At 29.0% G+C, this 23909-nt stretch carries 27 protein-coding genes; 4 read left to right on the forward strand and 23 right to left on the reverse strand.

What is annotated here, in order from left to right; genetic code table 11:
• Positions 1-296: 296 nt before the first annotated feature.
• Genes cmoA through L8V85_RS06820 form a run of 9 tightly spaced genes read right to left on the reverse strand, consistent with a single transcriptional unit; the run spans position 297 to position 8469 of the window.
• Positions 297-1001: a carboxy-S-adenosyl-L-methionine synthase CmoA gene (gene cmoA, locus L8V85_RS06780; RefSeq protein WP_133319192.1), complete on the reverse strand. Its 705-nt coding sequence runs from the start codon at positions 999-1001 to the stop codon at positions 297-299.
• Positions 991-1842 carry a bifunctional riboflavin kinase/FAD synthetase gene (locus L8V85_RS06785; RefSeq protein ID WP_263737714.1) on the reverse strand — a complete coding sequence of 284 codons (852 nt, stop codon included), beginning with the start codon at positions 1840-1842 and terminating at the stop codon, positions 991-993. The genes cmoA and L8V85_RS06785 overlap by 11 nt, the downstream gene beginning before the upstream one ends.
• Complete coding sequence (locus tag L8V85_RS06790) at positions 1808-2530, reverse strand: TlyA family RNA methyltransferase (RefSeq protein ID WP_133319339.1); 723 nt, start codon at positions 2528-2530, stop codon at positions 1808-1810. The genes L8V85_RS06785 and L8V85_RS06790 overlap by 35 nt, the downstream gene beginning before the upstream one ends.
• A complete protein-coding gene (ligA, locus tag L8V85_RS06795; protein ID WP_133319194.1) occupies positions 2520-4475 on the reverse strand; it encodes an NAD-dependent DNA ligase LigA in 1956 nt (651 codons plus the stop codon). Before ligA ends, L8V85_RS06790 begins: the two co-directional genes overlap by 11 nt.
• Before the next feature lie 2 nt (positions 4476-4477).
• Positions 4478-5620: a dihydropteroate synthase gene (folP, locus tag L8V85_RS06800; protein ID WP_263737715.1), complete on the reverse strand. Its 1143-nt coding sequence runs from the start codon at positions 5618-5620 to the stop codon at positions 4478-4480.
• Positions 5607-6218 (reverse strand): DNA polymerase III subunit delta', encoded by a 612-nt coding sequence (locus L8V85_RS06805; protein ID WP_318529734.1) that lies wholly within the window; start codon positions 6216-6218, stop codon positions 5607-5609. The genes folP and L8V85_RS06805 overlap by 14 nt, the downstream gene beginning before the upstream one ends.
• A 41-nt stretch (positions 6219-6259) precedes the next feature.
• Complete coding sequence (locus L8V85_RS06810; RefSeq protein WP_263661313.1) at positions 6260-6796, reverse strand: HobA family DNA replication regulator; 537 nt, start codon at positions 6794-6796, stop codon at positions 6260-6262.
• Positions 6797-7999 carry an aspartate kinase gene (locus tag L8V85_RS06815; protein WP_133319198.1) on the reverse strand — a complete coding sequence of 401 codons (1203 nt, stop codon included), beginning with the start codon at positions 7997-7999 and terminating at the stop codon, positions 6797-6799.
• Positions 7999-8469, reverse strand: a complete 471-nt coding sequence (locus L8V85_RS06820) for an RNA pyrophosphohydrolase (RefSeq protein ID WP_133319199.1) — start codon at positions 8467-8469, stop codon at positions 7999-8001. Before L8V85_RS06820 ends, L8V85_RS06815 begins: the two co-directional genes overlap by 1 nt.
• A gap of 80 nt (positions 8470-8549) precedes the next feature.
• Here L8V85_RS06820 and hemW point away from each other — a divergent pair, with 80 nt between their 5' ends.
• The gene (gene hemW / locus L8V85_RS06825; RefSeq protein ID WP_263737717.1) at positions 8550-9599 is read left to right on the forward strand and encodes a radical SAM family heme chaperone HemW; all 1050 of its coding nucleotides are present in this window, start codon (positions 8550-8552) and stop codon (positions 9597-9599) included.
• Here hemW and L8V85_RS06830 read toward each other — a convergent pair.
• Positions 9596-9913: an ArsR/SmtB family transcription factor gene (locus L8V85_RS06830; RefSeq protein WP_133319201.1), complete on the reverse strand. Its 318-nt coding sequence runs from the start codon at positions 9911-9913 to the stop codon at positions 9596-9598. The two genes, hemW and L8V85_RS06830, sit on opposite strands and share 4 nt — an antisense overlap.
• An 8-nt stretch (positions 9914-9921) precedes the next feature.
• Positions 9922-10902 carry a permease gene (locus L8V85_RS06835; RefSeq protein ID WP_263737718.1) on the reverse strand — a complete coding sequence of 327 codons (981 nt, stop codon included), beginning with the start codon at positions 10900-10902 and terminating at the stop codon, positions 9922-9924.
• A 154-nt stretch (positions 10903-11056) separates the two neighbouring features.
• On the opposite strand from L8V85_RS06835, the gene tatB reads away from it, so the two are divergent.
• From tatB to queA, 3 genes are read left to right on the forward strand one after another with little or no spacing between them, the layout of a single operon-like run.
• The gene (gene tatB / locus L8V85_RS06840; protein WP_412175250.1) at positions 11057-11449 is read left to right on the forward strand and encodes a Sec-independent protein translocase protein TatB; all 393 of its coding nucleotides are present in this window, start codon (positions 11057-11059) and stop codon (positions 11447-11449) included.
• 2 nt (positions 11450-11451) lie between these two features.
• Positions 11452-12192: a twin-arginine translocase subunit TatC gene (gene tatC / locus L8V85_RS06845; protein ID WP_133319204.1), complete on the forward strand. Its 741-nt coding sequence runs from the start codon at positions 11452-11454 to the stop codon at positions 12190-12192.
• Positions 12179-13207: a tRNA preQ1(34) S-adenosylmethionine ribosyltransferase-isomerase QueA gene (gene queA / locus L8V85_RS06850; protein WP_263661309.1), complete on the forward strand. Its 1029-nt coding sequence runs from the start codon at positions 12179-12181 to the stop codon at positions 13205-13207. The genes tatC and queA overlap by 14 nt, the downstream gene beginning before the upstream one ends.
• On the opposite strand, the gene mrdA is transcribed toward queA, so the two are convergent.
• The 12 genes from mrdA to L8V85_RS06910 form a co-directional block, all read right to left on the reverse strand.
• The gene (gene mrdA / locus L8V85_RS06855) at positions 13200-15026 is read right to left on the reverse strand and encodes a penicillin-binding protein 2 (RefSeq protein WP_263737719.1); all 1827 of its coding nucleotides are present in this window, start codon (positions 15024-15026) and stop codon (positions 13200-13202) included. The genes queA and mrdA overlap by 8 nt on opposite strands.
• Position 15027: 1 nt before the next feature.
• Positions 15028-15519 carry a hypothetical protein gene (locus L8V85_RS06860; RefSeq protein ID WP_133319207.1) on the reverse strand — a complete coding sequence of 164 codons (492 nt, stop codon included), beginning with the start codon at positions 15517-15519 and terminating at the stop codon, positions 15028-15030.
• Complete coding sequence (gene yihA / locus L8V85_RS06865) at positions 15509-16108, reverse strand: ribosome biogenesis GTP-binding protein YihA/YsxC (protein WP_133319208.1); 600 nt, start codon at positions 16106-16108, stop codon at positions 15509-15511. The genes L8V85_RS06860 and yihA overlap by 11 nt, the downstream gene beginning before the upstream one ends.
• A complete protein-coding gene (lptA, locus tag L8V85_RS06870; RefSeq protein ID WP_133319209.1) occupies positions 16105-16563 on the reverse strand; it encodes a lipopolysaccharide transport periplasmic protein LptA in 459 nt (152 codons plus the stop codon). Before lptA ends, yihA begins: the two co-directional genes overlap by 4 nt.
• On the reverse strand, positions 16545-17051 hold the full coding sequence (locus L8V85_RS06875) for a hypothetical protein (protein WP_133319210.1): 507 nt from the start codon (positions 17049-17051) through the stop codon (positions 16545-16547). The genes lptA and L8V85_RS06875 overlap by 19 nt, the downstream gene beginning before the upstream one ends.
• On the reverse strand, positions 17042-17530 hold the full coding sequence (locus L8V85_RS06880; protein WP_133319211.1) for an HAD hydrolase family protein: 489 nt from the start codon (positions 17528-17530) through the stop codon (positions 17042-17044). The genes L8V85_RS06875 and L8V85_RS06880 overlap by 10 nt, the downstream gene beginning before the upstream one ends.
• Positions 17531-17534: 4 nt before the next feature.
• Complete coding sequence (locus L8V85_RS06885) at positions 17535-18374, reverse strand: septal ring lytic transglycosylase RlpA family protein (protein WP_133319212.1); 840 nt, start codon at positions 18372-18374, stop codon at positions 17535-17537.
• Positions 18310-19461 carry a lytic transglycosylase domain-containing protein gene (locus L8V85_RS06890; protein WP_133319213.1) on the reverse strand — a complete coding sequence of 384 codons (1152 nt, stop codon included), beginning with the start codon at positions 19459-19461 and terminating at the stop codon, positions 18310-18312. Before L8V85_RS06890 ends, L8V85_RS06885 begins: the two co-directional genes overlap by 65 nt.
• Positions 19461-20258 (reverse strand): TatD family hydrolase, encoded by a 798-nt coding sequence (locus L8V85_RS06895; protein WP_263673161.1) that lies wholly within the window; start codon positions 20256-20258, stop codon positions 19461-19463. The genes L8V85_RS06890 and L8V85_RS06895 overlap by 1 nt, the downstream gene beginning before the upstream one ends.
• Positions 20249-21493: a diguanylate cyclase gene (locus L8V85_RS06900; RefSeq protein WP_263737720.1), complete on the reverse strand. Its 1245-nt coding sequence runs from the start codon at positions 21491-21493 to the stop codon at positions 20249-20251. The genes L8V85_RS06895 and L8V85_RS06900 overlap by 10 nt, the downstream gene beginning before the upstream one ends.
• Positions 21494-21560: 67 nt before the next feature.
• On the reverse strand, positions 21561-23075 hold the full coding sequence (locus L8V85_RS06905) for an AAA family ATPase (protein WP_263737721.1): 1515 nt from the start codon (positions 23073-23075) through the stop codon (positions 21561-21563).
• Positions 23075-23905 carry an NAD(+)/NADH kinase gene (locus tag L8V85_RS06910; RefSeq protein WP_263737722.1) on the reverse strand — a complete coding sequence of 277 codons (831 nt, stop codon included), beginning with the start codon at positions 23903-23905 and terminating at the stop codon, positions 23075-23077. The genes L8V85_RS06905 and L8V85_RS06910 overlap by 1 nt, the downstream gene beginning before the upstream one ends.
• Positions 23906-23909: the final 4 nt, after the last annotated feature.

Consider the following 23909-nt stretch of genomic DNA (forward strand, 5'->3'; position numbering starts at 1 on the left):
CGTGAGGTGATTTTTGGATAAAAATCTTAACATGTAAATCCTTTCAAAAATAGTTAATGTATTTGATTGATTCATTATTTGTTTGTGTGTTTTACAATATTCATTGACAATATTTTGATAATGAACTTGGAATATTAATATTTTATTTATAAATTTTTACTTAAGTATAATTTAAGATAAGAAGTATCTTAAATTTAAAATTACTATAAAATAGACTTTATGGTTAAAAAAATAATATTTTTGCTTCCATGGCTTCATAATTATTTTTCTAAAACACATTGTTATAAAAAATATTTTTATTTAAAAGCTATGAAAGTTTCAAAATTTACCCATTTAAAAACACTTTCTACTTTAGAAAATCCTGCCTTTTTAAGCATAGTTATGTTTTCATTTTGAGTATAAGGAATGAGGACATTTTCTAAGGCTTCTCGTTTGCTTGAAATTTCTAGCTTACTATAACCTTGCTCTAGTTTATATTGCTCATAAATTTGTATCATTTTTTTAGCTATTTTTACATCTTCATAAAGAATTTTTTCACTAAGCACAAATATACCATTTTCTTTTAAGTTTTGATAGATTTTATCAACTAATTCTTGTCTTTTAGGTGGGCGGATAAACTGCAAAGTATAAGTAGCTATAAAAACATCATTTTTAAAAAACTCAAAATCATCTAAATTTTTTTGATGAAATTCCACCCTAGCTCCAAAGGCTTGACATTTGTTTTTGGCGATCTCTAACATAGCATTAGCTTCATCAACCCCGCTTAAAAGAAAATCTTTTCTTTTTTCATAAAGTGCAAGCAATAAACTAGCCGTAGAACAACCAAGATCACAAATTCTCGCATTTTGTGGTGCAAAATGATCAATAAGTTCGACTATGAGTTTTAAATTTTGCGTATAAAAAGGCACAGATCTTGACACCATATCATCAAAAACACTTGCTACGCTTTTATCAAATTCAAATTGTTTTTCCAAGGGTTTTTTAAAAATTTCATCTTTCATTTAATCTTCCTAAAATTTCTTTTGCTTTGTCAATATCTTTACTAATTTGTGCTTTTAATAAGGCTAAGTCGTTAAATTTCTCATTAGCTCTTATATAGTCAATAAAACTTAACTCAACTGAAATTACTTTTGTGTTTGTGAAATTTTCATCTAAAATATGCGTTTCTAAAGCAAAATTTTTATCAGTAGATCTTATGCCTATAAAACTTACACTATGATAGCTTTTATTTTCAATCTTTACTAAAGTCGCATATACGCCATCTTTGGGTAAAAAGAAGTCTTTTGTATGTAAATTTAAAGTTGCAAAAAGCTCTTTAGCGCCTATGCCTTGACCTTTGATGATATTTGCTTGTATATTATAAAATCTACCTAGAAAATTTTTAGCTTCTTTGACTTTTGCTTCTTTAAGTAAGGTTTTAATCATACTTGCATGAACACTTTTATTTTGAATTTTAAACTCATCTATGATGATGGTGTTTATACCACAAAGACTTTGTATGTCTTTGGCACTGCATTTTCTTTCTTTGCCAAATTTAAAATCATAACCTACAATGATCTTTTCTAGTTTGGGAAATTCTTGCTTTAAAAGCTTTAAAAAATCCTCGCCTTTATAGTCCTTGATTTTATCAAAATCACAAAAAATCAAAGGAAAATCAACCAAATTTACTCTAAAATCCTTAGGTGTTAGGGCTTCTTTTTCCTCTTTAGTGATGATAAATAAGGCACCATTTTCATCTAAATGCTTAAAAAGCTCAAAATGCCCCAAATGCATACCATCAAAACGCCCCATGGCTAAATTTGTGATCTTAGTTTTTTCTATAGGCGTAGAAAAACTCAACATTACCTTCTTTTCCTTTTAAGTGTGACTCTTGACTTGCTTGCAAGATCCAACCAAGCTTTGCACAAGCTTTTTCAAAGCTTTCTTTAGCATTTTTGATGGCTTTGGTATCTTTTACCACTCCGTTTTTATCGCGCTTAGCATTTTTACCTACTTCAAATTGAGGTTTAAAAAGCAAGATGATAAGATCTTTAGCAAGTTTATCTATATGAAAAATCAAATGTGTTAAAGATATAAAACTCACATCACAAGTGATAACATCATATAAAATTTCACTTTTAAACTCACGCAAATCAGTGTTTTCACAAATTTGGATATTTTCTAAATTTCTTAAGCTCTCATGAAGTTGGTTAGAACCTACATCTAAAGCTGTAATGTGTTTAGCATTATTTTGGTGTAAAATTTGCACAAAACCTCCGGTCGATGAACCTATATCTAAACAAATTTTATCTTTGATAGTAAATGTATACTCTTGTAAAAAATGCTTGAGCTTAAAAGCAGCTCTGCTTACAAAAAGCTCTTCTAAAAGCGTGAGTTTTAAACTCTCATCTTCTAAAGGATTTAAAGATGTGATTTTAAAAGAGGTTTTTTTAAACTCACTATTGAGTAAAATTTGCTTGTTTTCTATAAGCTCACAAGCTTTGTTGCGAGAAATGTTTAACTTTGCACTTACAAAGACATCATACCTCATCATCACCGCCTAAAAGAGCGTTAAACTCAGCTTCATTGATGCACTTAACCCCTAAGTTTTGAGCCTTTTCAAGCTTTGAGCCTGCTTCACTTCCATATAATACAAAGTCAGTTTTCTTAGACACACTTGAACTTACCTTTGCTCCAAAGTTTTCAATTAGTTCTTTAAAATGATCGCGTGATTTGCTTAAAGTGCCTGTGATAACAAAGGTTTTATTAGAAATATTATCATTTATAATAAGCTCTTTTTTCTCATCTTCTAAATGTAAAATTTCATAAAAATGCTTAATGCGATTTGCATTGACATGGGTAAATTCTTCTAAGCTTTTAGCCATTTGCTCGCCAAAGCCTTCTAAATTTGCATAAGCTTCATAGCTTTGCATAAACCATTCAAAGCCAAAAGATTGAGCTAATTTTTTAGCTGCTACTTCACCAATATGCTCTATACCCAAAGCAGTGATAAACCTTGATAAGGGGCATTTTTTTGCATTCTCAATAGCACTTAGAAGATTGTTGATTTTTTTCTCTTTAAAGCCTTCTAAGCCTTCAAAATCACTATATTTTAAGAAAAATATACTTTCTATGTTAGTGATTTTTCCTTCTTTAAACAAAAGCTCGACGATATTTTCTCCAAGGCCGTCTATATTCAAACACTTTTTAGATACAAAATGTATGATAGAATTTACAAGTCTTGCTTTACAATCTAAGTTTTGACATTTTAAAAAAGCACCCTCATCTAAAAGTTCACTTAAACACTCAGGACAAAGAGTTGGTTTAGTGATCTTACTTTCTAAACCATCACGCCTTTGAGTAAAAACTTTAGTGATTTTAGGTATAACATCTCCACTTCTTATCACACTTACGCTATCGCCTATCATCACTCCAAGTCTAGCTATCTCATCAAAATTATGTAAGGTTGCAGACTTTACGATAACCCCATCTAAATTTACAGGCTCTAAAACCGCCACAGGGGTAATCACCCCACTTCTTCCAACTTGTAAATTAACCCCAAGTAATGTTGTAGTTTTTTCCAAAGCAGGAAATTTAAACGCAGCTATAAATTTTGGAAATTTCACGGTATAACCCAAAAGCTTACAATGAGCTAAATCATCTACCCTTACAACCATACCATCCATCATCATAGGCTTTTGATCTCTTTTTTCTAAAAGCTCGTGATATTTTTCTAAAACCTCATCTAAAGTCTTAACACAAAAAACAAAATCATCTTTTAAAAAACCAAGACTTCTTACAAACTCCATTACTTCAGAGTGCTTGCTAAATTCTAAAGAATTCTCCCCCACTCCCCAAGGATAAAATTTTAAATTTCTTTCTTTTGTAATGCTTGTATCAAGCTGTCTTAAAGAGCCACTTGCTGCGTTGCGTGGGTTTGCAAATAAGCTCAAGCCATCTTTAGCTCTTTTTTCATTGATTTTTTCAAAATCTTCTTTTAAAATCACCACTTCGCCACGAATTTCTATCTTGTCTTTATAAGGAATTTTTTGAGGTATGTTTGATATTTCTTTTACATTTAAAGTAATATCCTCGCCTACTTCTCCATCACCCCTTGTAGCACCGCTGATTAAAATACCATTTTCATAAGTAAGATTTAAACTCGCTCCATCAAATTTAGGTTCTATGAAAAAATCAAACTCACATTTAGCTCTTTTTGCCCAAGCTCTAAGCTCAGCTTCATCAAAAACATCTTCCATAGACCACATTTTTGCACTATGTGCAAGTTTGTGAAATTCACTTTGTATAATAGGAGCGATATTTTGCGTAGGAGAATCTTTAGAAATCTTTTCTTGATGAAGTGTTTCAAATGCTTTTAACTCTCTTATAAGTTTATCATATTCTTCATCGCTTGCTAAAGGCTCATCATCTTCATAATAAGCCCTCATCCATTCTTTTGCTAATTTTACCTTTTCTAAATACTCTTGATAAGTCATCACTACTCCAAAGAAAGTTCATCCATAGCTTTTGCAAGTTCAAACATTTGCTTATGCTCATACACATCATGTGCTCTTATAATGCTTGCACCATTTTTAAAAGCCTCTAAATGCAAATAAAGCGTACCCGCTAGTCTTTGTTCAACACTTGAATTAAAATAAGCATTTATCATACTTTTCCTACTAGCTCCAATCAAAAGTTCTTTTTCAAAGCGTAAAAAATGCTCTAAGTGTTTGATTAACATCATATTATGCCAAGGACTTTTACCAAAACCAATACCAACATCTAAAATCACATCTTCTAAACCAAGCTCACTTAGTCTTTCTAGCTTTTGTGTAAAAAAATCATCAAGCTCGGCTAACACATCTTCATAATGTGGGTTATCTTGCATATTTTGTGGGGTATTTTGTATATGCATGAGTGTATAAGTGGCTTTGTATTTTAAAGCTAGTTTGGCTAAATTTTCATTTTTAAAACCGGTGATATCATTAATAAGCTTAAAGCCTTTATTTAAAGCATATTCTAAACAATACTCATCAAAACTATCTAAACTAAAAATACATTTTTCATAAAGTTTTTCTTTATAGATTAAATCTAAGGTATTTTTTAAACGCTTAAACTCTTCTTCTTTCCCACAATACACACTACCAGGTCTTGAAGAAACCCCGCCTATATCTATATAATCAGCCCCTTGAGAAATCATAAGTTCTATTTTTTCTAAAACTTCATTTTCTTTAACCCTACTTTGAGCGTTAAAACTATCTTCATTAATATTAATCACACCCATAATTTTTGCATATTTTGGTTTAGCGAAATTAGACTTTAAAAATAGTGCTAAATTTTTAAGCTTAAAATCTTGTAGTTTTTCTTTTTCTATAAGCTTTTTAGCTTGATCTTGTGTTACCATAAGTAAGGCATTAGTATGTTCTTTACCTAGTATAACTTCTTTATGTGTTACAAGTTCAGCTCCAACCCTTAGCGCATCTTGTTTAAGTATATTTGCAGCAGGTGCTCTTAGTTCTTTGATAAGAAAAAAATGAATTTGAGTTTTTTCACTCATAATTTTCTCACCTGCTTTATGTGGCTTTATATATTTAGAAATTTGCTCAAAGTCTGTGTTAGGATTGATTTTAATGATTTTCATTTTTTCTCTCGTGTAAAATTAAAGCTATGGTGCTTAGTAAAATAGTTGGCTTTGCATTTAATTTAGCAAGCTCATAAGCTTTATAAAAAAATTCAATTTCTTCATCGTTTAATTTTATATCTTGTTTAAAACACTCATAGCTTAAAGCACTAATTAAATCCAAACACTCATGCTTGTCTATATTTTCATATTGTTTTAATAATGAAGCAATTTGAGCTAGATCCATTTTTTTAAGATCTAAATTTAAAGACATCTTTTCTTTTTGAATTTTATGCTTTTCTATGACAAATCTTGAAAGTATAGTAGGTAAAAAAACATTTTTTGAAGGAGCTACGATAATAAAATATACATTTTTTGGTGGCTCTTCAAAAAGCTTTAATAAAAAATTTTGTGCTTCTTCACGAAAAGACTTAGCTAGTATAACAATAATTTTAGCTTGTGCTTCAGCCATATAACTTTCTTTCATAATAGCCCTTGCCGTTGCTTGAGCGTTTTTGTCATAAGTTAAGTCATTTAATCTTAATTCTAAATCAGGGTTTTTAGGTATGAAAAATCTAAGATTTTTTGTTCCATATTCTTCTGTGAGCTTTTCTTGCATTAGTTCAAAATCATTATGGATAATGATTTTATTTCTTAGATTCAAATTTCTACCTTAGAAAAAAGCACAGCCTCTAAGCTTTGCTCAAATACTTTATATAAAGAAATAAGTTTATAGTCTAATTCCTTATCGCGTGAGGAAAGATAAAAGCTATTTTGCAATTGCTCATCAAAAAGCCAAAGCATACTTTCTGCTTTAGAATTGGCGATTTTAAATTTAAATCCTGTATTAGTTCCTATATAAAAAAAAGCATAACCATTAGGAAAAGAAATACTTAAAAGATCATTTAGCAAATCTATATCTTCTTGGGTATTGCAAGCCTTATTATAAATTCCTTTTAAAGACACAAAAGGCACTAAAGGTCTTGTGGTACTAGCATTGATTTGGCTTAAAAAATACTCTTCAAACCAAGCTCTTTGCTCATCAGTAATCACAATAAAAGTATAACCTTGTAAAAGCAAAGCTAATTTAGAAGCTATCAAAGGCGACCATTCAAGACGCCTTTCTTCTAACCAACTTGTATAAGTGCCATTTTCTCGGATTTGCTCTAGGGTAAATTTTAAAAAACTATTGCTCATTTATACATCTAGTTTATAAACTTCATGCAATACTCTTACAGCTAATTCGCCATATTTTTCATGCACGATGACTGAAATTTTAATTTCGCTTGTAGAAATCATTTGTATGTTAATATTTTCATTTGCCAATGCTTTAAAAGCTGCTGAAGCTACTCCAGAATGTGATTTCATACCCACACCCACAACTGAAACTTTTACCACTGCACTATCTGTTTCTATATTAGCATTAGCACCTAAAACTTTTTTCATAGCATTAGTTGCTAAATCAAGCTCGTTTTCAGGCACAGTAAAGCCCAAATTTGTAGCTCCATCTACACCTACATTTTGGATAATCATATCTACATTGATATTTTCATTTGCCAAAGTTCCAAAAATTTCAGCAGCAATTCCTGGCTTATCATCAATATTTCTTAAAGTAACCCTTGCTTGGTTTTTATCTAGTGCTATACCACTAACCAAAGCTTGTTCCATATTTTCCTCCTTAGTAATGATCGTCCCTTCATTTTCATTAAAGCTACTTCTAGTAACTAATTTTACATTTAATTTTTTAGCAAGCTCTACAGAGCGATTTTGTAAAACTTTAGCTCCCAAACTTGCAAGCTCTAGCATTTCTTCATAAGAAATTTTATCTAGCTTTTTAGCCTTTGGCTCAATTCTAGGATCGGTAGTATATACCCCATCTACATCAGTATAAATTTCACACAAATCAGCATTTAAAGCTCCTGCTAATGCAACTGCACTTAAGTCACTTCCACCACGACCCAAAGTAGTAACATTACCCATTTTGTCGATACCTTGAAAGCCAGCAACTACTACAATATACCCCTCATCTAAAGCTTTATTGATATTTGTAGTATCAATGTGTTCAATTCTTGCTTTAGTATAAACATCATCTGTAATAATCCCTGCATTGCGTCCGGAAAATGCAGTAGCTTTTAAACCCATTTCATTTAATGCAATAGCAAGTAAAGATGAAGTTACACGCTCACCACTACTTAAAAGCATATCCATCTCACGACCTGAAGGATTTTTACTAAAATGATGTGCAAAATCAATAAGCTCATTAGTAACTCCACTCATTGCAGAAACTACTACAACTAATTTATCGCAAGTTTTTTTACTTTTTGCCACTCTTTTAGCAACTTCATCAATACGCTCAAGCGTTCCTACACTCGTTCCCCCATATTTTTGTACGACCAGCATTAAATATACCCCCTTTCTTTAAAATATTTTAAAACCCTAATATATATAGGCTTTTTAAAATGATTAATCATATCATACACATCTTCTAATGAAGCAAATTTATAAGCATCAAATTCAGGATTTTTAGTATTTAGATTAACAATAGCTTTGTTTTTTAATCTAACTAAAAAATATTTTTGATTTTGACCATCATAAGGATACATTTTTTGTGCAACCTTAGGTGGAAAATCATAACTAATCCATTCAGGATGTTCGGCTAAAATTTCAATCTCATCTGTACCTATTTCTTCTTTTAATTCTCTAAATAACGCACTTTTAGCATCCTCTCCCTCATCTATTCCACCTTGAGGAAACTGCCATATATTTTCCATATCATTGCGTTTAGCGAGTAAAATTTTACATTCAAAAGGATAAGCTGATGATAGCACTATTGCGGCTACATTTGGCCTATATTTTTTTTCTTTTTCCATGATTTTCTTATCCTTGACTTTTTAATAATATAATTCTAACAAAAAAATACGAATTTATAATCACATTTTAAAGAAGTTTTATGCATTTATATATACATATACCATTTTGCGAAAGTAAATGTTTTTATTGTTCTTTTACTTCACTTAAAAAAAAAGATTTTGAAAAAGATTATCTAAACGCATTAATGCAAGATATAAAATATCAATTAGATTTTTTCAAGCTTGATAAAAATTCCATAAAAACTATTTTTATAGGCGGTGGTACTCCTAGTTTAATGAGTGTTAATTTTTATGAAAAAATTTTTATTTTTTTGCAAAGTTATTTACAAAAAAATAATGAAATAAGCATAGAAGCAAATCCTAACTCAAGCAATTTTTCTTGGCTTAAAGAGATAAAAAATTTAGGTTTTAACCGCATTTCTTTTGGGGTGCAAAGTTTTCATGAAAAAAAATTACAATTCCTTGGGCGTATTCATGATCAAAAAAGCATTTTTACAAGTATAGAAAATGCAAAAAAAGCAGGATTTAATAATATAAATTTAGACTTAATTTATGATACAAAACTCGATGATAGTAAAATGCTTGATTATGAAATTTCTAAACTCGCTTTAATTGATATTAGCCATGTGAGTGCTTATAATTTAACTATAGAAGAAAAGACAAGATTTGCTAAAAAATTTCATTATAAAAAAAACGCTCCACGCCTTGCAAAACATTTTATCAAAGCAATTGAAAATCTTGGTTATAAACAATATGAAATCAGTAATTTTGGACAAATTTGCAAACATAATCTTGCTTATTGGCAAGGAAAAGACTATATAGGATGTGGTTTAAGTGCAGTAGGATTTTCAAAAAATCAAAGATTTTATACTAAAAAAAGTTTAAAAGATTATATAGCAAATCCCTGTTTTAGGGAGGTTGAAAATTTAAATTCAAAAGATTTGTGTTTAGAGCATATTTTTCTAGGACTTAGAAGCATTATAGGAGTGGATGAAACAAAGCTAGAACCTTTAGAAAAAGAAAAAGCAATATTTCTTAGCAAAAAAGGGAAATTAGTATATAAAAATGGAATTTTTTATAATACTAATTATCTTTTAAGCGATGAACTAGCTTTGTATATTAGCACTTAAGCTTTGCATTCACAAGAAATTCTTTTAAATTCAGGGAGTTTTATAGAAAGTTCATTGATATTTTTTAATATATCGCTGCAAAAATTATTTAAATTTTCTTTTACTCCATAATACGCCCAAACACCCTGTCTATCTACTTCTAAAAAATTAGCTTCTTTTAAAATTTTTAAATGTCTTGAAAGCCTTGATTGACTCATATTTAAAGAGCTTTGCAAATCACACACACAAAGTTTTCCATATTTTTGTAAAAAAGCTAGGATTAAAATCCTACTTTCATCGTTAATTGCACTTGTTATTTTTAAAAATTCTTGCATAAAATTCCTTATATAAAAAACATTAAAAGTCCAAAACTAATTGCAATAAAAACAATCATACCTGCAAATAAAAACAAAAAGCTTGTTTTAAAAATTCTTTTAAGCAAAATAAGCTCAGGTAAAGAACACCCTGCTCCTGCTATTAAAAAACTCATCATTATACCTAGCGGAATTCCACTGGTAGTTAAAGCTAGTGCTACAGGAATCATAGTAGTGCAATTCATATAAAGCAAAACCCCTATAAATGCTGCTATAAATACACCCAATACCCCATAATCTTTCATATAATTTTGAAAAAAATCTTGTGGAAAAAAGCCGTGTATAAAAGCCCCAATACCCATACCAATAATAATATATGGCAGAATTTTTTTGTATTCATTAAAGCTTTGCATAAATAATATTTTGATTTTACTTTCTTTTGTTTTAGTCTTAAATTTTAAAATTTTACTGCTAATTTTAGAATTTTTAACAAAAATAGAACTAGGTTTTTCACAGCATAAACTTTTAGAAGTATCATTAGAACAACACTTTGAAGTTTGTTCTAAATCATTTTTTAAAAAGTCTTCATTAAAAAATCTTTGAGTGTTTATTTTTGAAACACAAAAAGCAATAAATAAAATCACGCTAAATAAAAATCCCACATAAAATAAAGAGATTTTTAAGCCAAAACTTACTACAAACATCACTACTATAATAGGATTAATTAAAGGCGAAGTTATCAAATAAGCTATACATACTCCAAGTGGTACTTTAGCTTTTAAAAATGCATTTAAAAGTGGTATGCTTGAACATGAACAAAAGGGAGTTAAACTACCCAAAAGAATAGCCTTTATATAACTTACAAAAGAATCTTTCTTTAAATGTTCATTGAAAAATTTAGCATAACGCTCATTAAGATAAGCAATAAGCATGCTAACTAATATAAATAAAATAGAAATTTCAACAAATAAAATCAAAAAATCTTTAAAAATAAAAAATAACTTTTCCATAATCTTTTACTCCATTTCATTTTAAAATAAGCATAACAAAAATATATTAATATATCAATATATCTTTATATATTAATATTATAAAAGTAATAGTATTTTTAAGTATTTTTATGTAAAATGCAAACTATATATTTAAGCGAAAGAAGATAAAATAATGAGTTTTGGAGAAATTTTAGTTATTTTAGTTATAGCTATTTTAGTTCTTGGGCCTGAAAAACTACCTTCAACTATAGTTGAAATTGCAAAAATTTTAAAAGCCATTAAAAGTAATATTGATGAAGCAAAAGCAAGTATCAATAAAGAATTAAAAATAGCAGAGTTAAAAGATGAAGCACAAAAATACAAAGATGAATTTTCACAAACTAACGAAAATATCAAAAAAAAACTGAGTTTTGAAGAATTTGATCAACTCAAAGAAGATATTTTAAATAATACCAAAGAGTTAAAAAGTGAAATTAATGATTTAGAAAAAGATATACAAGAACTTTCGCGTGTAGAAGAAAAAACTCAAAAAGATGAAAAAAATACTCAAAAAATGGAAAGCTAAGAATGTTTGAAGAATTAAAACCACATTTAGTAGAACTTAGAAAAAGATTATTTATAAGCGTAGCTTGTGTTGTTGTAATGTTTTTTGTATGCTTTAGTTTTAATAGTTATATCATAGATATACTAAAAGCACCCGTTGAAGCAGCTTTACCTGAAATTTCAAAACAAATGACTTTCGTTGAATTACAAGAGCCTTTATTTACTGCAATGAAAGTTTCATTTTTTACAGCTTTTTTGATTTCTTTACCGGTTATTTTTTGGCAGTTTTGGAAATTCGTAGCACCAGGACTTTATGATAATGAAAAAAGATTAGTAGTGCCTTTTGTAAGCTTTGCTAGCATTATGTTTGCGCTTGGAGCTTTATTTTGTTATTATATAGTCATACCTTTGGCTTTTAAATTTTTAATTGATTTTGGGGTGCAAACTCAAGATTTTAAACCTTTAATCAGCATAGGCTTATATGTGGGATTTTTTACTAAACTTGTAGTTGCCTTTGGTTTAGCGTTTGAAATGCCTGTGATAACCTTTTTCTTTGCCAAACTTGGACTTATTGATGATGCATTTTTAAAAAAACACTTTAGGGTTTCAGTTTTAGTGATTTTTGTTTTTTCAGCTATGATGACACCACCTGATATAATCTCACAATTTTTAATGGCCGTTCCTTTGTGCGGACTTTATGGAATTTCTATTTACATAGCCAAAAAAGTTAATCCTAGTCAAAAAGAAAATGATGAAAACGATTGATAAAGATCTTTTGCTTTCTAGTTATGATTATGATTTACCTAATGAACTTATAGCAAATTTTCCTATCTTACCCAAGGAGAATGCTAAACTTTTAGTTTATGAAAGATGTAAAGATCAAATTTTACATTTACATTTTAAGGACTTAGCTAAAATTTTACCACCTTGTGAAATTATCTTTAATGACACTAAAGTAATAAAAGCAAGAATTTATGGATTTAAAGAAAGTGGTAGCAAAATAGAACTTTTCATTAATCACCCTTTAAAAAATAATGATTTTTTAGTTCAAATTCGTGGCAAGGTTAAAGAAGGACAAATTTTATATTTTGAAAATTCTTTAAAAGCTAAAATCAAAAAATTACACGATGATGGCACAAGAGAAGTAGAATTTTTTAATGATGAAAAAAAATTCAATCATCATGAAGTTTTTGAAATTTTAGAAAAAATAGGCCATATACCTTTACCACCATATATTAAAAGAGCAGATGAAGCACAAGATAACATTAACTATCAAAGCATTTTTGCCAAAAATCAAGGTGCGGTTGCTGCACCCACTGCAAGCTTGCACTTTAACGAAGCAATGATAAAAGAACTTAAAAAAAATCATAATATCCATACTATCACACTTCATGTTGGTGCGGGAACTTTTAAAGGTGTAGAATGCGAAGATATACGCGAGCATAAAATGCATTCAGAATTTTTCTATGTTGATGATGAAACTTGTGCTTTGATTAATTCTTCTAAAAAAATACTTGGTGTAGGCACCACAGTTACTCGTTGTATAGAGTATTATCATAGAAAAAAATTAAAAGAAGGTTTTTGTGATTTGTTTTTACACCCACAAAATACCCCACAAAGACTTGATTTTTTACTCACTAATTTTCACTTACCAAAATCAACTCTTATTATGCTTGTGGCCTCTTTTATAGGTAGAGAAAAAACTTTAGAACTTTACCATGAAGCTATAAAAAACAAATATCGTTTTTATTCTTATGGCGATGGAATGCTAATCATTTAGCTTTTTTCTTAATATATTTTTTATCAATATAACCCAAATCTATAAGTTTTTGATAAATTTTAGCAAGTACAGGTCCGCCTGCGCTACTACCACTTTTTCCATGTTCGATTAAAACTACTACTACATATTGAGGTTTTTCATAAGGCGCATAAGAAGTAATCCAAGCATGAGATCTTAAAAAATACTCTAAATCCTCTTCTTTAATACGCTTTTTTTCACTTTGGGAAATTCCAACTACTTGAGCTGTTCCTGTCTTGGCTGCTATAGTAATAGGAGAATTTCTTAAAAATCTTGCTGTAGTTCCACCATCAACATTGGCCACCTCATACATCGCACGCCTTAAAAGTGGAAGTTTTGATAATTCAAAAGTCGTAAAAACACTTTCATTATTGTCAAAATTTACCTTAGTAACATTATCATCAATGCTATGTAAAAAATGCGGTGTGATATTTTTAGCCGTAGCAATCATAGCTGTAAATTTAGCCACTTGCATAGGAGTAGCAAGAAAATCACCTTGACCTATGCTTGTATTTAAAGTTTCACCTTGATACCAAGATTGATTGTATTTTTCTTTTTTCCAAATTCTATTAGGAACCGTTCCTATAAATTCATTAGGTAAATCCACTCCTGTTTTTGCACCAAAACCTATTCTTTCAAAAACAGAACTAATAATGTCAATACCAACCTCCAAAGCTCCTTTATAAAAATATACATCACAGCTTTCTCTAATAGCATCTGTCATATCTACATAACCATGACCTATAGCCTTCCAACATCTAAATTTTCTACCACCAAGTTCAAAGTTAGAATCACACAAATATTTATGATTTTCATTCACTTTTCCACTATCTAAAAATGCTAAAGCTGTTCCCATTTTTATAACTGAACCTGGAGGATAAAGACCATTAATGAGTTTATTAGTAAAAGGATGGTTTAAATCATTAGAAAGTTTATCCCATTCTTCTTGACTAATACCGGTAACAAAAGGATTGAGATTATATTCAGGAAAACTACCCGCTGCTAAAATAGCTCCACTTTTTACATCCATTACTATAGCAGCGCCTGCTAAATTTTCAAAAATACTAGCCAAGTATTCTTGCAAATCAAGATCAATGCTTAAAGTGATATTACTTGAAGTAGGTTTTTTATAAGAAAGTTCTTCTATTTCTTTATTTAACGCATTTACTTTGCTAACTTTTTCACCCTTTTGACCTTGCAAAATTTCATTATAAGAACGCTCTATACCGCTACGCCCTACATAGCTAGTTAATCTTGCAATTTCATTTTCATTCATATCGTTTAAATTTGCTTTTCCAACATAACCTATAACATGGCTAGCTAAAGCATCATAAGGATAAAATCTTTGAGTAGTAGATTTAACTTGCATATTTTCACGCAAATTAAGCTTAGTAAAATGCTTAATCATAGCATCATATTCTATAAATGGAACTACTTCTATATAATCTTGATTATAATAAGAATCTGCTTTTATATAATTTCGTTTTAATTTAGTTATGTTTAAATCAGGAAAAGCATCTACTATAACCTGCAATTCCTGCTCTAAAAGATTTCTGTTTTTCTTTTTTATATACAAATATGGCTTTATAGAGATTGAAAAACCTAATTTATTTACTGCTAAGGGCCTACCTTTAACATCTAAAATTTGCCCTCTTACAGGTGCTAAAAATTGCGTTTTAATGGCATTTTGTTTAGCTATTTCTTCATAATAAACATTAGATTTAATGCTTATATAATACACTCTAGCAAGTAAAAGTATAAAAAAACAAGCTATAAATCCCATCACCAAACGCATACGCATATTAGATTTTCCCTTTAAAAATAACAAAAGAAATCAAAGCTTCAACGACAAAAAACCATAGATATTCAATACCAAATTTTAAAATTTGACTATTATCTAAATACGCCAAAAATACATCAAAAAGATAGATAAAAATATAAGCACAAAAGGTAAATATAACGAGCAAATAATGGCCTAGTTTTAATTTACTTTTAAACCAATCAACAAAAAGATGATAAAAAACAAAAAAAGCTATCCAAGAACTAAAAAGATAAAATCCATGGATAATATCAATTAATAAAAGATAAAACAAAGAAAAATACCATCTAAAATCAAGCTTATTAAGAGTTCTTTCTTTTTCTTTTAAAAGCACTATCATATAACAAAAAAACACGCCAAACAAAGGAGGCATCCAATAATAAACAGAGCTTAGCACTTGATAAAAAATCAAAGATAAATAAAAAAATAAATAAGAAAAATCAAATCTATTTTTTACTAAATTTCTACTCCTCATTAAAACCTAAGCTCTCTAAAATAATTTTTTGTTCTAATTTATCAATACCACTTTTTTTCAAATTTGAAACTAAAATGGCATTTTTATTTACATTTAAAATTTTTGCTTTTTGACTTTGATTGAGCTTATCTGCTTTTGTATAAACTATTATTTTTTTTTGATCAGCTCTAATAAAAGAATCTAAATACAAATCCAAATTTGCATCAATATCTAAATTTTCATGTCTTGAATCTATTAGATGAATAAAAAGTTTGATAGAACTACGCTCTTTTAAAAACTCATCTAAATTTTTATTCCAAATAGCCTTAGTTTTTTTGCTCACTTTAGCATAGCCAAAACCAGGTAAATCAATAAACATCAATTTAAATTTATCCTCATCTTTTTTACAATCAACTTCAAAAAAATTAATGAGTTGGGTTTTGCCCGGAGTTGAAGAACTTTTTGCTAAATTTTTATTCTTACAAAGAGTATTAATCAAAGAACTTTTTCCTACATTAGAGCGGCCTAAAAATGCAATTTCAGTATATATAGGCTGTGGAGCTTCATTTATTTTAGAAGCAGAAGTTAAAAATTTAGCATTTAATATCATTCTTTTACTTCAAATACAAATTTAGCAGGTTTTTTATCTTTACTAACTACTCTATAAGTCATATTTTTTCTATCTACTATAATTTTATCACCTATAAGCTCTTTTTTTGACTGCACTTCTATAATTTTTGCATTACCATTAATTTCATATGTATCTTTAGCTACATTATAAACAAACTCATCACCACTTCCATGATAAATCTTATCTTTCATCATAATTTTAAATTTAGCATCTTTAGTAGCTATATACTTAATGGGTTGTTTATTTTTCATATAAATGACTAATTTTTGCGAATTTAAAATATCTTTACCTTTTTTTACTTCCACATCACCGGTTAATATGCTCGTTTCATTTTTCTCATCCAAATAAAAATCTTTAGCATAAACTTCTATTTTTTGAGCACTAAATGCAAATAAATTTAACAAACACAAAAAAATTATTGCTCTAAAAACCATGCTTTTATTCCTTGAATTTTTAATTCTTTTTGACTCACATCATATAAAAAATTATCCCCAAAAACCTCATTTAACCCTATATATGCCTTAAATTTTTCATTGGAAAATAAAATTTTATTTTTCATATCATAAATTGCTTTTTGAGTAAAAATAGAAGTTTGATTTTGATCAAAATAACTTACATTACCTTCTAAAATGGATTTTTCATCATTTCTTACTAATAAATCCGAACTTAAATTATAATCAAGTGCTTGCACTTTAAAATCATCAAAAATATCTTTATCTTGGTATTTTACCCAACGACTTGCTTGATAGCTAGCTTTTGTAACAGATGTATTAAGCTCATAATCAAGCACATCAAAAGCTTGCATATTTGCCACATCTACCTTTTGCGGTTTTATTGCAAACAAATAAGGATCTTGAGTACTTAAAATCACCATAACAAAGGCAAATAAACTCATTAATATAGCAAAAATTTTTATCGCCAAAGTTTATCCCATTGAGCTTGCATATTATTATGTTCAATTAAAATTTCTATCATCTCACTCACTGCTCCATTACCACCTTTTCTGTTTAAAACTTTATCAGTTTTTAAAGCCTTATGCGCATCTTTTGGCTTAAAACTATAAGCAACTGCTTCAAGTAAGCTCATATCATTATAATAATCCCCAATAGCAGCACATTGAGAAAAGTCTAAATTTAATTTTTCTAAAATTTCTTTAGCGCAAGTTAATTTATCACTAATACCTTGATATACTAGATCAATTTTTAAATCTCTAGCTCTAAAATATACACACTCGCTAGTCCTGCCTGTAATAATAGCAACTTTTTTGCCAAGCTTTTGCCAAGCCTCAATTGCTGCACCATCTTTTACATTAAACTCTTTAATTTCACCATAATTTTGTGTGTAGATGATTTTACCATCTGTTAGACAACCATCTACATCTAAAAAAATAAGCTCTATCATAATTTTACTCTCTTACTATAAACGCACCGGGAAAAGAACCACCATCAACAAAATCCCTTGCTTCTTGCTCGCTTCTAAAGCCTTTTAAAAATACTCTATGTAAACCATCTTTAGCACTTGTTTGTATTGTTGAAGTATAAGAATTATAATTTTTATATCTACTTGCTATTAACTCTGCGCCACTTTTATTTCTAAATGCCCCAATTTGCACCATAAAAGCTCCACCTTGGAAAATATGGCCACTATCAGCAATCTCCCCACTGCTACCTAAATTAGAATTAGTATGCACTGAACCTGAATTTGCACTTGTTCCAAAACCAATTACTTCAAGTCTTACAGGAGCTGTTCCTGCTTGAATCATATCAATATCTCTTGCGGCCATATTAGATAAATCTATAATCCTACCTGCTACAAAAGGTCCTCTATCATTTATTCTTACGGTAGTTTGACGATGATTTTTTAAATTAGTTACCTTTACTATAGTATTCATAGGTAAAGTTTTATGAGCTGCTGTATAAGCATGTTGATCATAAGTTTCACCATTGGAAGTTTTTTTACCATGAAAGCCCGGTCCATACCAACTAGCTATACCATCAGCAGTCTCACCTACCTCTACTACGGTTGGATAATATGTTTTACCATTAATAGTATAAGGTTTCATAGTGCCTTTTAAGCCTGTATTATTATGCTTTATACTTTTAAAATCTCTTTCTGGATAATACACAGTAGGTGTGCTAATAGGCACCATACTACAAGCACTAAATAAAACCCCTACACAACTAACGACTAACGACTTTTGTATGAGAGTTTTTTGGTAATTTTTGAGTAGTTTTGATTTTTGCATTGTTATTCTCCTTAATTTTTAACACAAGTTTTTGATTAATATTAATCAAGTTTCCTTTGATTTTATTATATTCTTTAATGCTTTCAACACTAATTTTATGTTTTTTTGCAATAGTATAAAGGCTATCACCCTTTTTTACTATATAAATTTTTGTATGTGGGATAGTTGTATCCACTTTAGCTAGCTTTACATTCTCTAATGCATTTTCTACAGCCACACTTTTGCTTAAAGGAATATACATATAATAATCTTTTTTATCAGGCGGAGTAAAGTCATAATTAAAATGTGGATTATAACGCTTAAATTCATTATAAGACATCTTAGCCACTTTAGCAAGCTCTCTTAAAGAAACACTTGGCGGAACAGGTATTTTTTTAACTTCACTCGATAGAGCATAATTAAGCAAAGCACTATCTTGTGAAATCAAAAAATCATTATTATTAGCCAAAAATGCCATAGTAAGAATTTTTCTAATAAAAATTCTAGTTTCCAATGGTAAATATTTTTTATCAGGATCAAGCAAGATTCTTAAATCATCACTTTTTGCTTTTTTTATAGCTTGGCGTAATTTACCATCACCACAATTATAAGCTAAAATTGCTAAATACCATTTTCCAAACTGCTCTTTTAATTGCTTTAAATAAGCAATGGCTGCATAAGTTGATTTGACTAAATCTCTTCTCTCATCAACATAAGGATCTATTCTTAAACCTAAAGTTTGTGCTGTTGGCTTCATAAACTGCCAAACACCTACTGCTTTAGTTCTAGAAACACTATGAATTTTTAAACCAGATTCTACAATTGCCAAATATAAAAATTCTTGAGGAATATTTTCTTTTTCTAAAATTTTACGGATAATTGGAGTGATTTTATAAAATTCTCTCATAGTATCAACTAAAGTTTTAGAATGCATATTTAAAGAAGATTCTTTAAATTCTAAAAATAACATATCACTAAGATAGCTTGCTTCTATGTCTAAATTTCTTAGAATTTGAGCTTGCTGAGTATAATATTCAGGAGTTACCTGCAAGGCTTTAGCATTTAAGCATAATAATACTAATATAAAAAATATAAAGTTTTTTTTCATTATAAACCTTGAAAAAACAAACGATTAGCATTTAAATTCGTAAGTTTTACTACTTCAACTTTAGATAATTTTAAAAGATCAGATATTTTTTGTGCTACAAAATGCGTTAAAATAGGATCATTTACTTTACCACGATGTGGTTCTGGAGTTAAATAAGGCCCATCTGTTTCCAAAACAAGTTTATCTTTTGGAATTTTAGGTAAAATTTCCACTAATTTTTTTGCATTTTTAAAAGTTAAAACCCCGCCTATACCAAAATAAAATCCTTCATCTGCTAGTTGAAGTAAAAGCTCGCTTGCATTAAAGCAATGCAAAACACCGCCTTGCAATTCTTTTGAGTATGTTTTTAGAATATTAAAGCTGTCTTCATTAGCTTCACGCACATGCACAATCAATGGCTTTTTATATTCAATGGCTAGTTGTATTTGAGCTATAAAAACTTCTTTTTGTCTTGTTTTAATAGTATCATCATTAGTATTTAAACGATAATAATCAAGTCCACACTCACCCACTGCGATACATTTTTTATCATCTATAAATTCTTTTAAAACTTCTAAATCAAAATCATCTATATCATAAGGATGCGCCCCACAAGAAAAATACACATTATCATAAGTATGTGCTATCTCTCTTGCTCTTGGTAGATCTTTTATATCTGCACCTGGTATAATGATTTTATCTACACCATTTTCAAATGCATGCGTTAACATCTCATCTAAATATCCAAAATAAGCTTGGCTATCTAGATGACAATGAGTATCTATGATTTTTTCACTAAAATCACAATCTAAAAACATACCTCTACCCTATTTTTTCCATTAGCCTTAGCTAAATCTAATGCCTTTTGTGCGTTATTGAACAAATCTTGCATTTGGCTTCCTTTACTACCAAAAGCAACCCCCACAGAGATGCTATAATCAACCTCGTCTAAAGCTATCAAAACGCTTTCTTTGGAAATATTAACTCTTATATTTGAAAAAGCTTTTAAAGCCTCTTTATTGCTTATATTTTTTAAAGCAATGTAGAATTTACCATCTTCAATTCTAGTAGCTAAATCCATACCACGAATTTGATCTTTAATCTTTTCGGCTGTATATTTTATCACTCCATCACCGCAATCATAACTTAATTCATAATTAATTGTTGCAAGATTATCAATATCAATCAAAGCCAACGCCATTTCTTCATTTTCTTGTATATCTTCTAAATAATCTAAAAATCTTTTTTCAAAAGTAGCATAATCATCAAGTCCTGTTAATAAATCTTTACCTAAACTATACTCATCTAGCAAAACACATTTTTGCATATAATCTAAACAATTATTTACTCTACAATTTAGTGATTCTTTTTGGAAAGGTCTAATCACATAATCATTCACACCTTTTCTAAAAGCTCTTGCTTCTAATGCATCATCTTTATCCCCAACCATAATCACACCAAGTTCTATTTTAGAATATTTTGAGCGAATTTCTACAAGTAAATCTTCCCCATTAATTACCGGCATAGTAGCATCGCAAATTACTAATTTTGTATCAGGATGATCACTTAAATAACTTAGTGCCTCTTCTCCATGAGCTGCTGCTAAAACATTAAAAAGCTGATTGTTTAAGTTTTTCTTCATTTCTGCGCGTAAAGTTACATTTGCAATTGCTAAAATTATCTTAGTTTTATTATTTTTTTGAAGCATTCTAATAGAATTTAACATTTCATTAATACAATCTTCACTTTCTTTTTGAATATAATTAATAATATCTTTTTCCATAAATTTTTTACGAGTTTGTCCGTCATTACTTCCTGTAAGAACAATAGCGGGGATATTTTTTTCTAAAACTACATCAACCACTTCACCATTAGGAGCATCTGGTAAACAAAGATCTACAAAAGCCATAAAATAATCATTTTTCAATAAATCTTTTGCACTATTCATATCAAAAGCAACATCTACCTTTAATCCTAAAGTATTTTCTACTTTTTTTGCTAAAAGTTTAGTTAGCATTTTATTATCATCAATGATTAAAATTTTTTCTTCCATGGTAAAACACTCTCTTTAAATAATTTTAAAAAACTAATTATATCATATTGAAATTTACTTTTTGTTTTTAAAGCAAAGTTCTAGTAAATTCTAAAGCTTCTTGGGTAATATTTTCCCCGCTTACCATTCTAGCAAGTTCTTTTACTCTTTCTTCTTTTTCTATCTTTCTTACCCTACTTTCATTTCCTATTTTTTCTACTAGGAAGTGATTACTTGCTTTTGATGAAAGCTGTGGTAAGTGTGAAATTGCAAAAATTTGATAAAACTTAGCAAGCTCTTTTAAAACTTCAGCTATACTCATTGCTTCTTTACCACTTAAATTTGCATCAATTTCATCTAAAAATATTATCCCACTAGCTTTATTAGTAACATTGCATTCAGTTGCGATAAAAGAAAGTCTTAAACGATTTATCTCACCTGAGCTTAAATTTTTCAAACTAGCTTCATTTATATTTAAATTCACTTCATCTTTACCTAAAATACTCAAAGCACAATCTTTAAGCTCTAATTTAATCTCTTTCATATAAAGTTTTTCAAGATAAAAATTAAGTAATTTCTCAAGCTCTTTTAATCTTTTTTTGCGCAAAGTACTTAATTTTTGGCTTTTCTCATCTAAAAGTATTTTAGCATTTTGCACTTTCTCTTCTAATTCTTTTTTTTCAAAACTTAAATTTTCATAATGAGCTAATTCTGCTTTTTTCTTCTCTAAAGCTTCTAAAGCTTCTTCTATACTTCCATATTTTGAAATCAAAGAAGAAAGTTTTTCTATCCTATCAAGCACTTCTTCTATATCAAAATCAAAATCATCAAAACTTTGATTTTCCCACACCACCCTTAGTTCATTTAAACACTCTGAAAAAAATGAACTATCAACATCACTAATTTGCAAAGCTTCAATCACTGCTGATTCTAATTCAAAAATTTTGCTTGCCCTGTTCCAAGCTGCATCAATTTTGTCTTTTTTAGAAAGCCTTTTTTTTAAACTCATCAACTCATCAAATTCGCCTATTTTTGGGTTAATACTTTGGATTTTTTGTATTTCAAAGTTTGTAAATTCTTTTAATTCTTCTACCTTTTTTTCTTCTTCTTGAATTTTTTCTAATTTAATTTTATTTTCTATATATTCTTTATAAACATTTTTATATTCATTTAAAAAATCTTTAAATTTCTTATCTTCTTTTGATTGCATAAAATCAAGTAAGTTTAAAAATCTTTCATTTGAAAACTCATTATTTTCCTTAGCTGAAAGATATTTTACAAATTTCTTAGAAAGTAAGGCTAAATTCTTTTTTGAAATAAGTTGATTATTGACAAAATAACGCGAGCTTTTATCTTTTAAAAGTTTAAATACATTTAATTCTTCATTTTCAATGCCAAACTCATCTAATTCAAGCTCATCATTTAACAAAACTTCCACCATTTTAGCTTCGCTCTCACTTAAAGCAAAAGCTGCCAAAATGGCCTTAAAAAGCACAGACTTTCCAGCACCACTTAAACCAGTAAAGACAGTAAGTCCCGCTTCTAAGTCTAATTTTGCTTGTTTAAAACCTAAATTTTCGTTGATTAAAATACTTTCTATCATCACTTACCCCAATTTAACTTTTCTTTTAAAACTTGGAAATAATCTCTATCTTTTTTATGTATAAAACTAAGTTCTTTCTTGCTAAGCCCTATAAGAATTCTATCATATTCTTTAGGATTAATCACTTCTTGCCCATCTAAATACAGCAAACAATGCTCAACTTTTAGCTCAAGCTCAAAACCATAAGGTAAAACTATAGGCCTTTGAGTTAAAGAATGAGAACAAACCGGAGTTAGAACAAAAATTTCACTCCAAGGATGTACTATAGGTCCACCTGCGCTAATATTATAAGCAGTTGAACCACTTGAACTAGCTATAATCAAACCATCTCCATAATAAGCATTAAAAAGTTTATTTTCAAAGAAAACTTCCACATTTGCCATTAAAGCATTATCACGAGAAAAAACTGCGTCATTAAAAGCAAATTTTTTAATAATCTTATTTTTTTTACAAAGCATTATTTGAAGCATTTTGGCTTTTTCTATTTTAAAATTACTTTTAAAAAAATCTTTTAAAAAACTTTCTACCTCACTAAAAGAAAAAGCAGTTAAAAAACCTAAATTTCCTGCATTTATACCCAAAATAGGCTTTTTTGCTTGATAAGCTTGCCTACATAAAGACAAAAGCGTGCCGTCCCCACCTAGAGAAATTAAAAAATCTAATTTCTGTAAATCTTTAAGATTATTTTTTTTCTGATCTAATAGCACAAGCTCTATATTTTTTTGCAAAAAAATTGTTTTTAAAAAAGCAATTTGCTCATTTAAATTTGTATTTAACCTGCAAAATAAGCCTACTTTTTGAATTTTTTCTATATTGATACATTTTTTCATAAAA

Origin of the sequence: Campylobacter sp. IFREMER_LSEM_CL2090 (genome assembly GCF_025771865.1) — a bacterium.
Lineage (GTDB): Bacteria > Campylobacterota > Campylobacteria > Campylobacterales > Campylobacteraceae > Campylobacter_D > Campylobacter_D lari_D.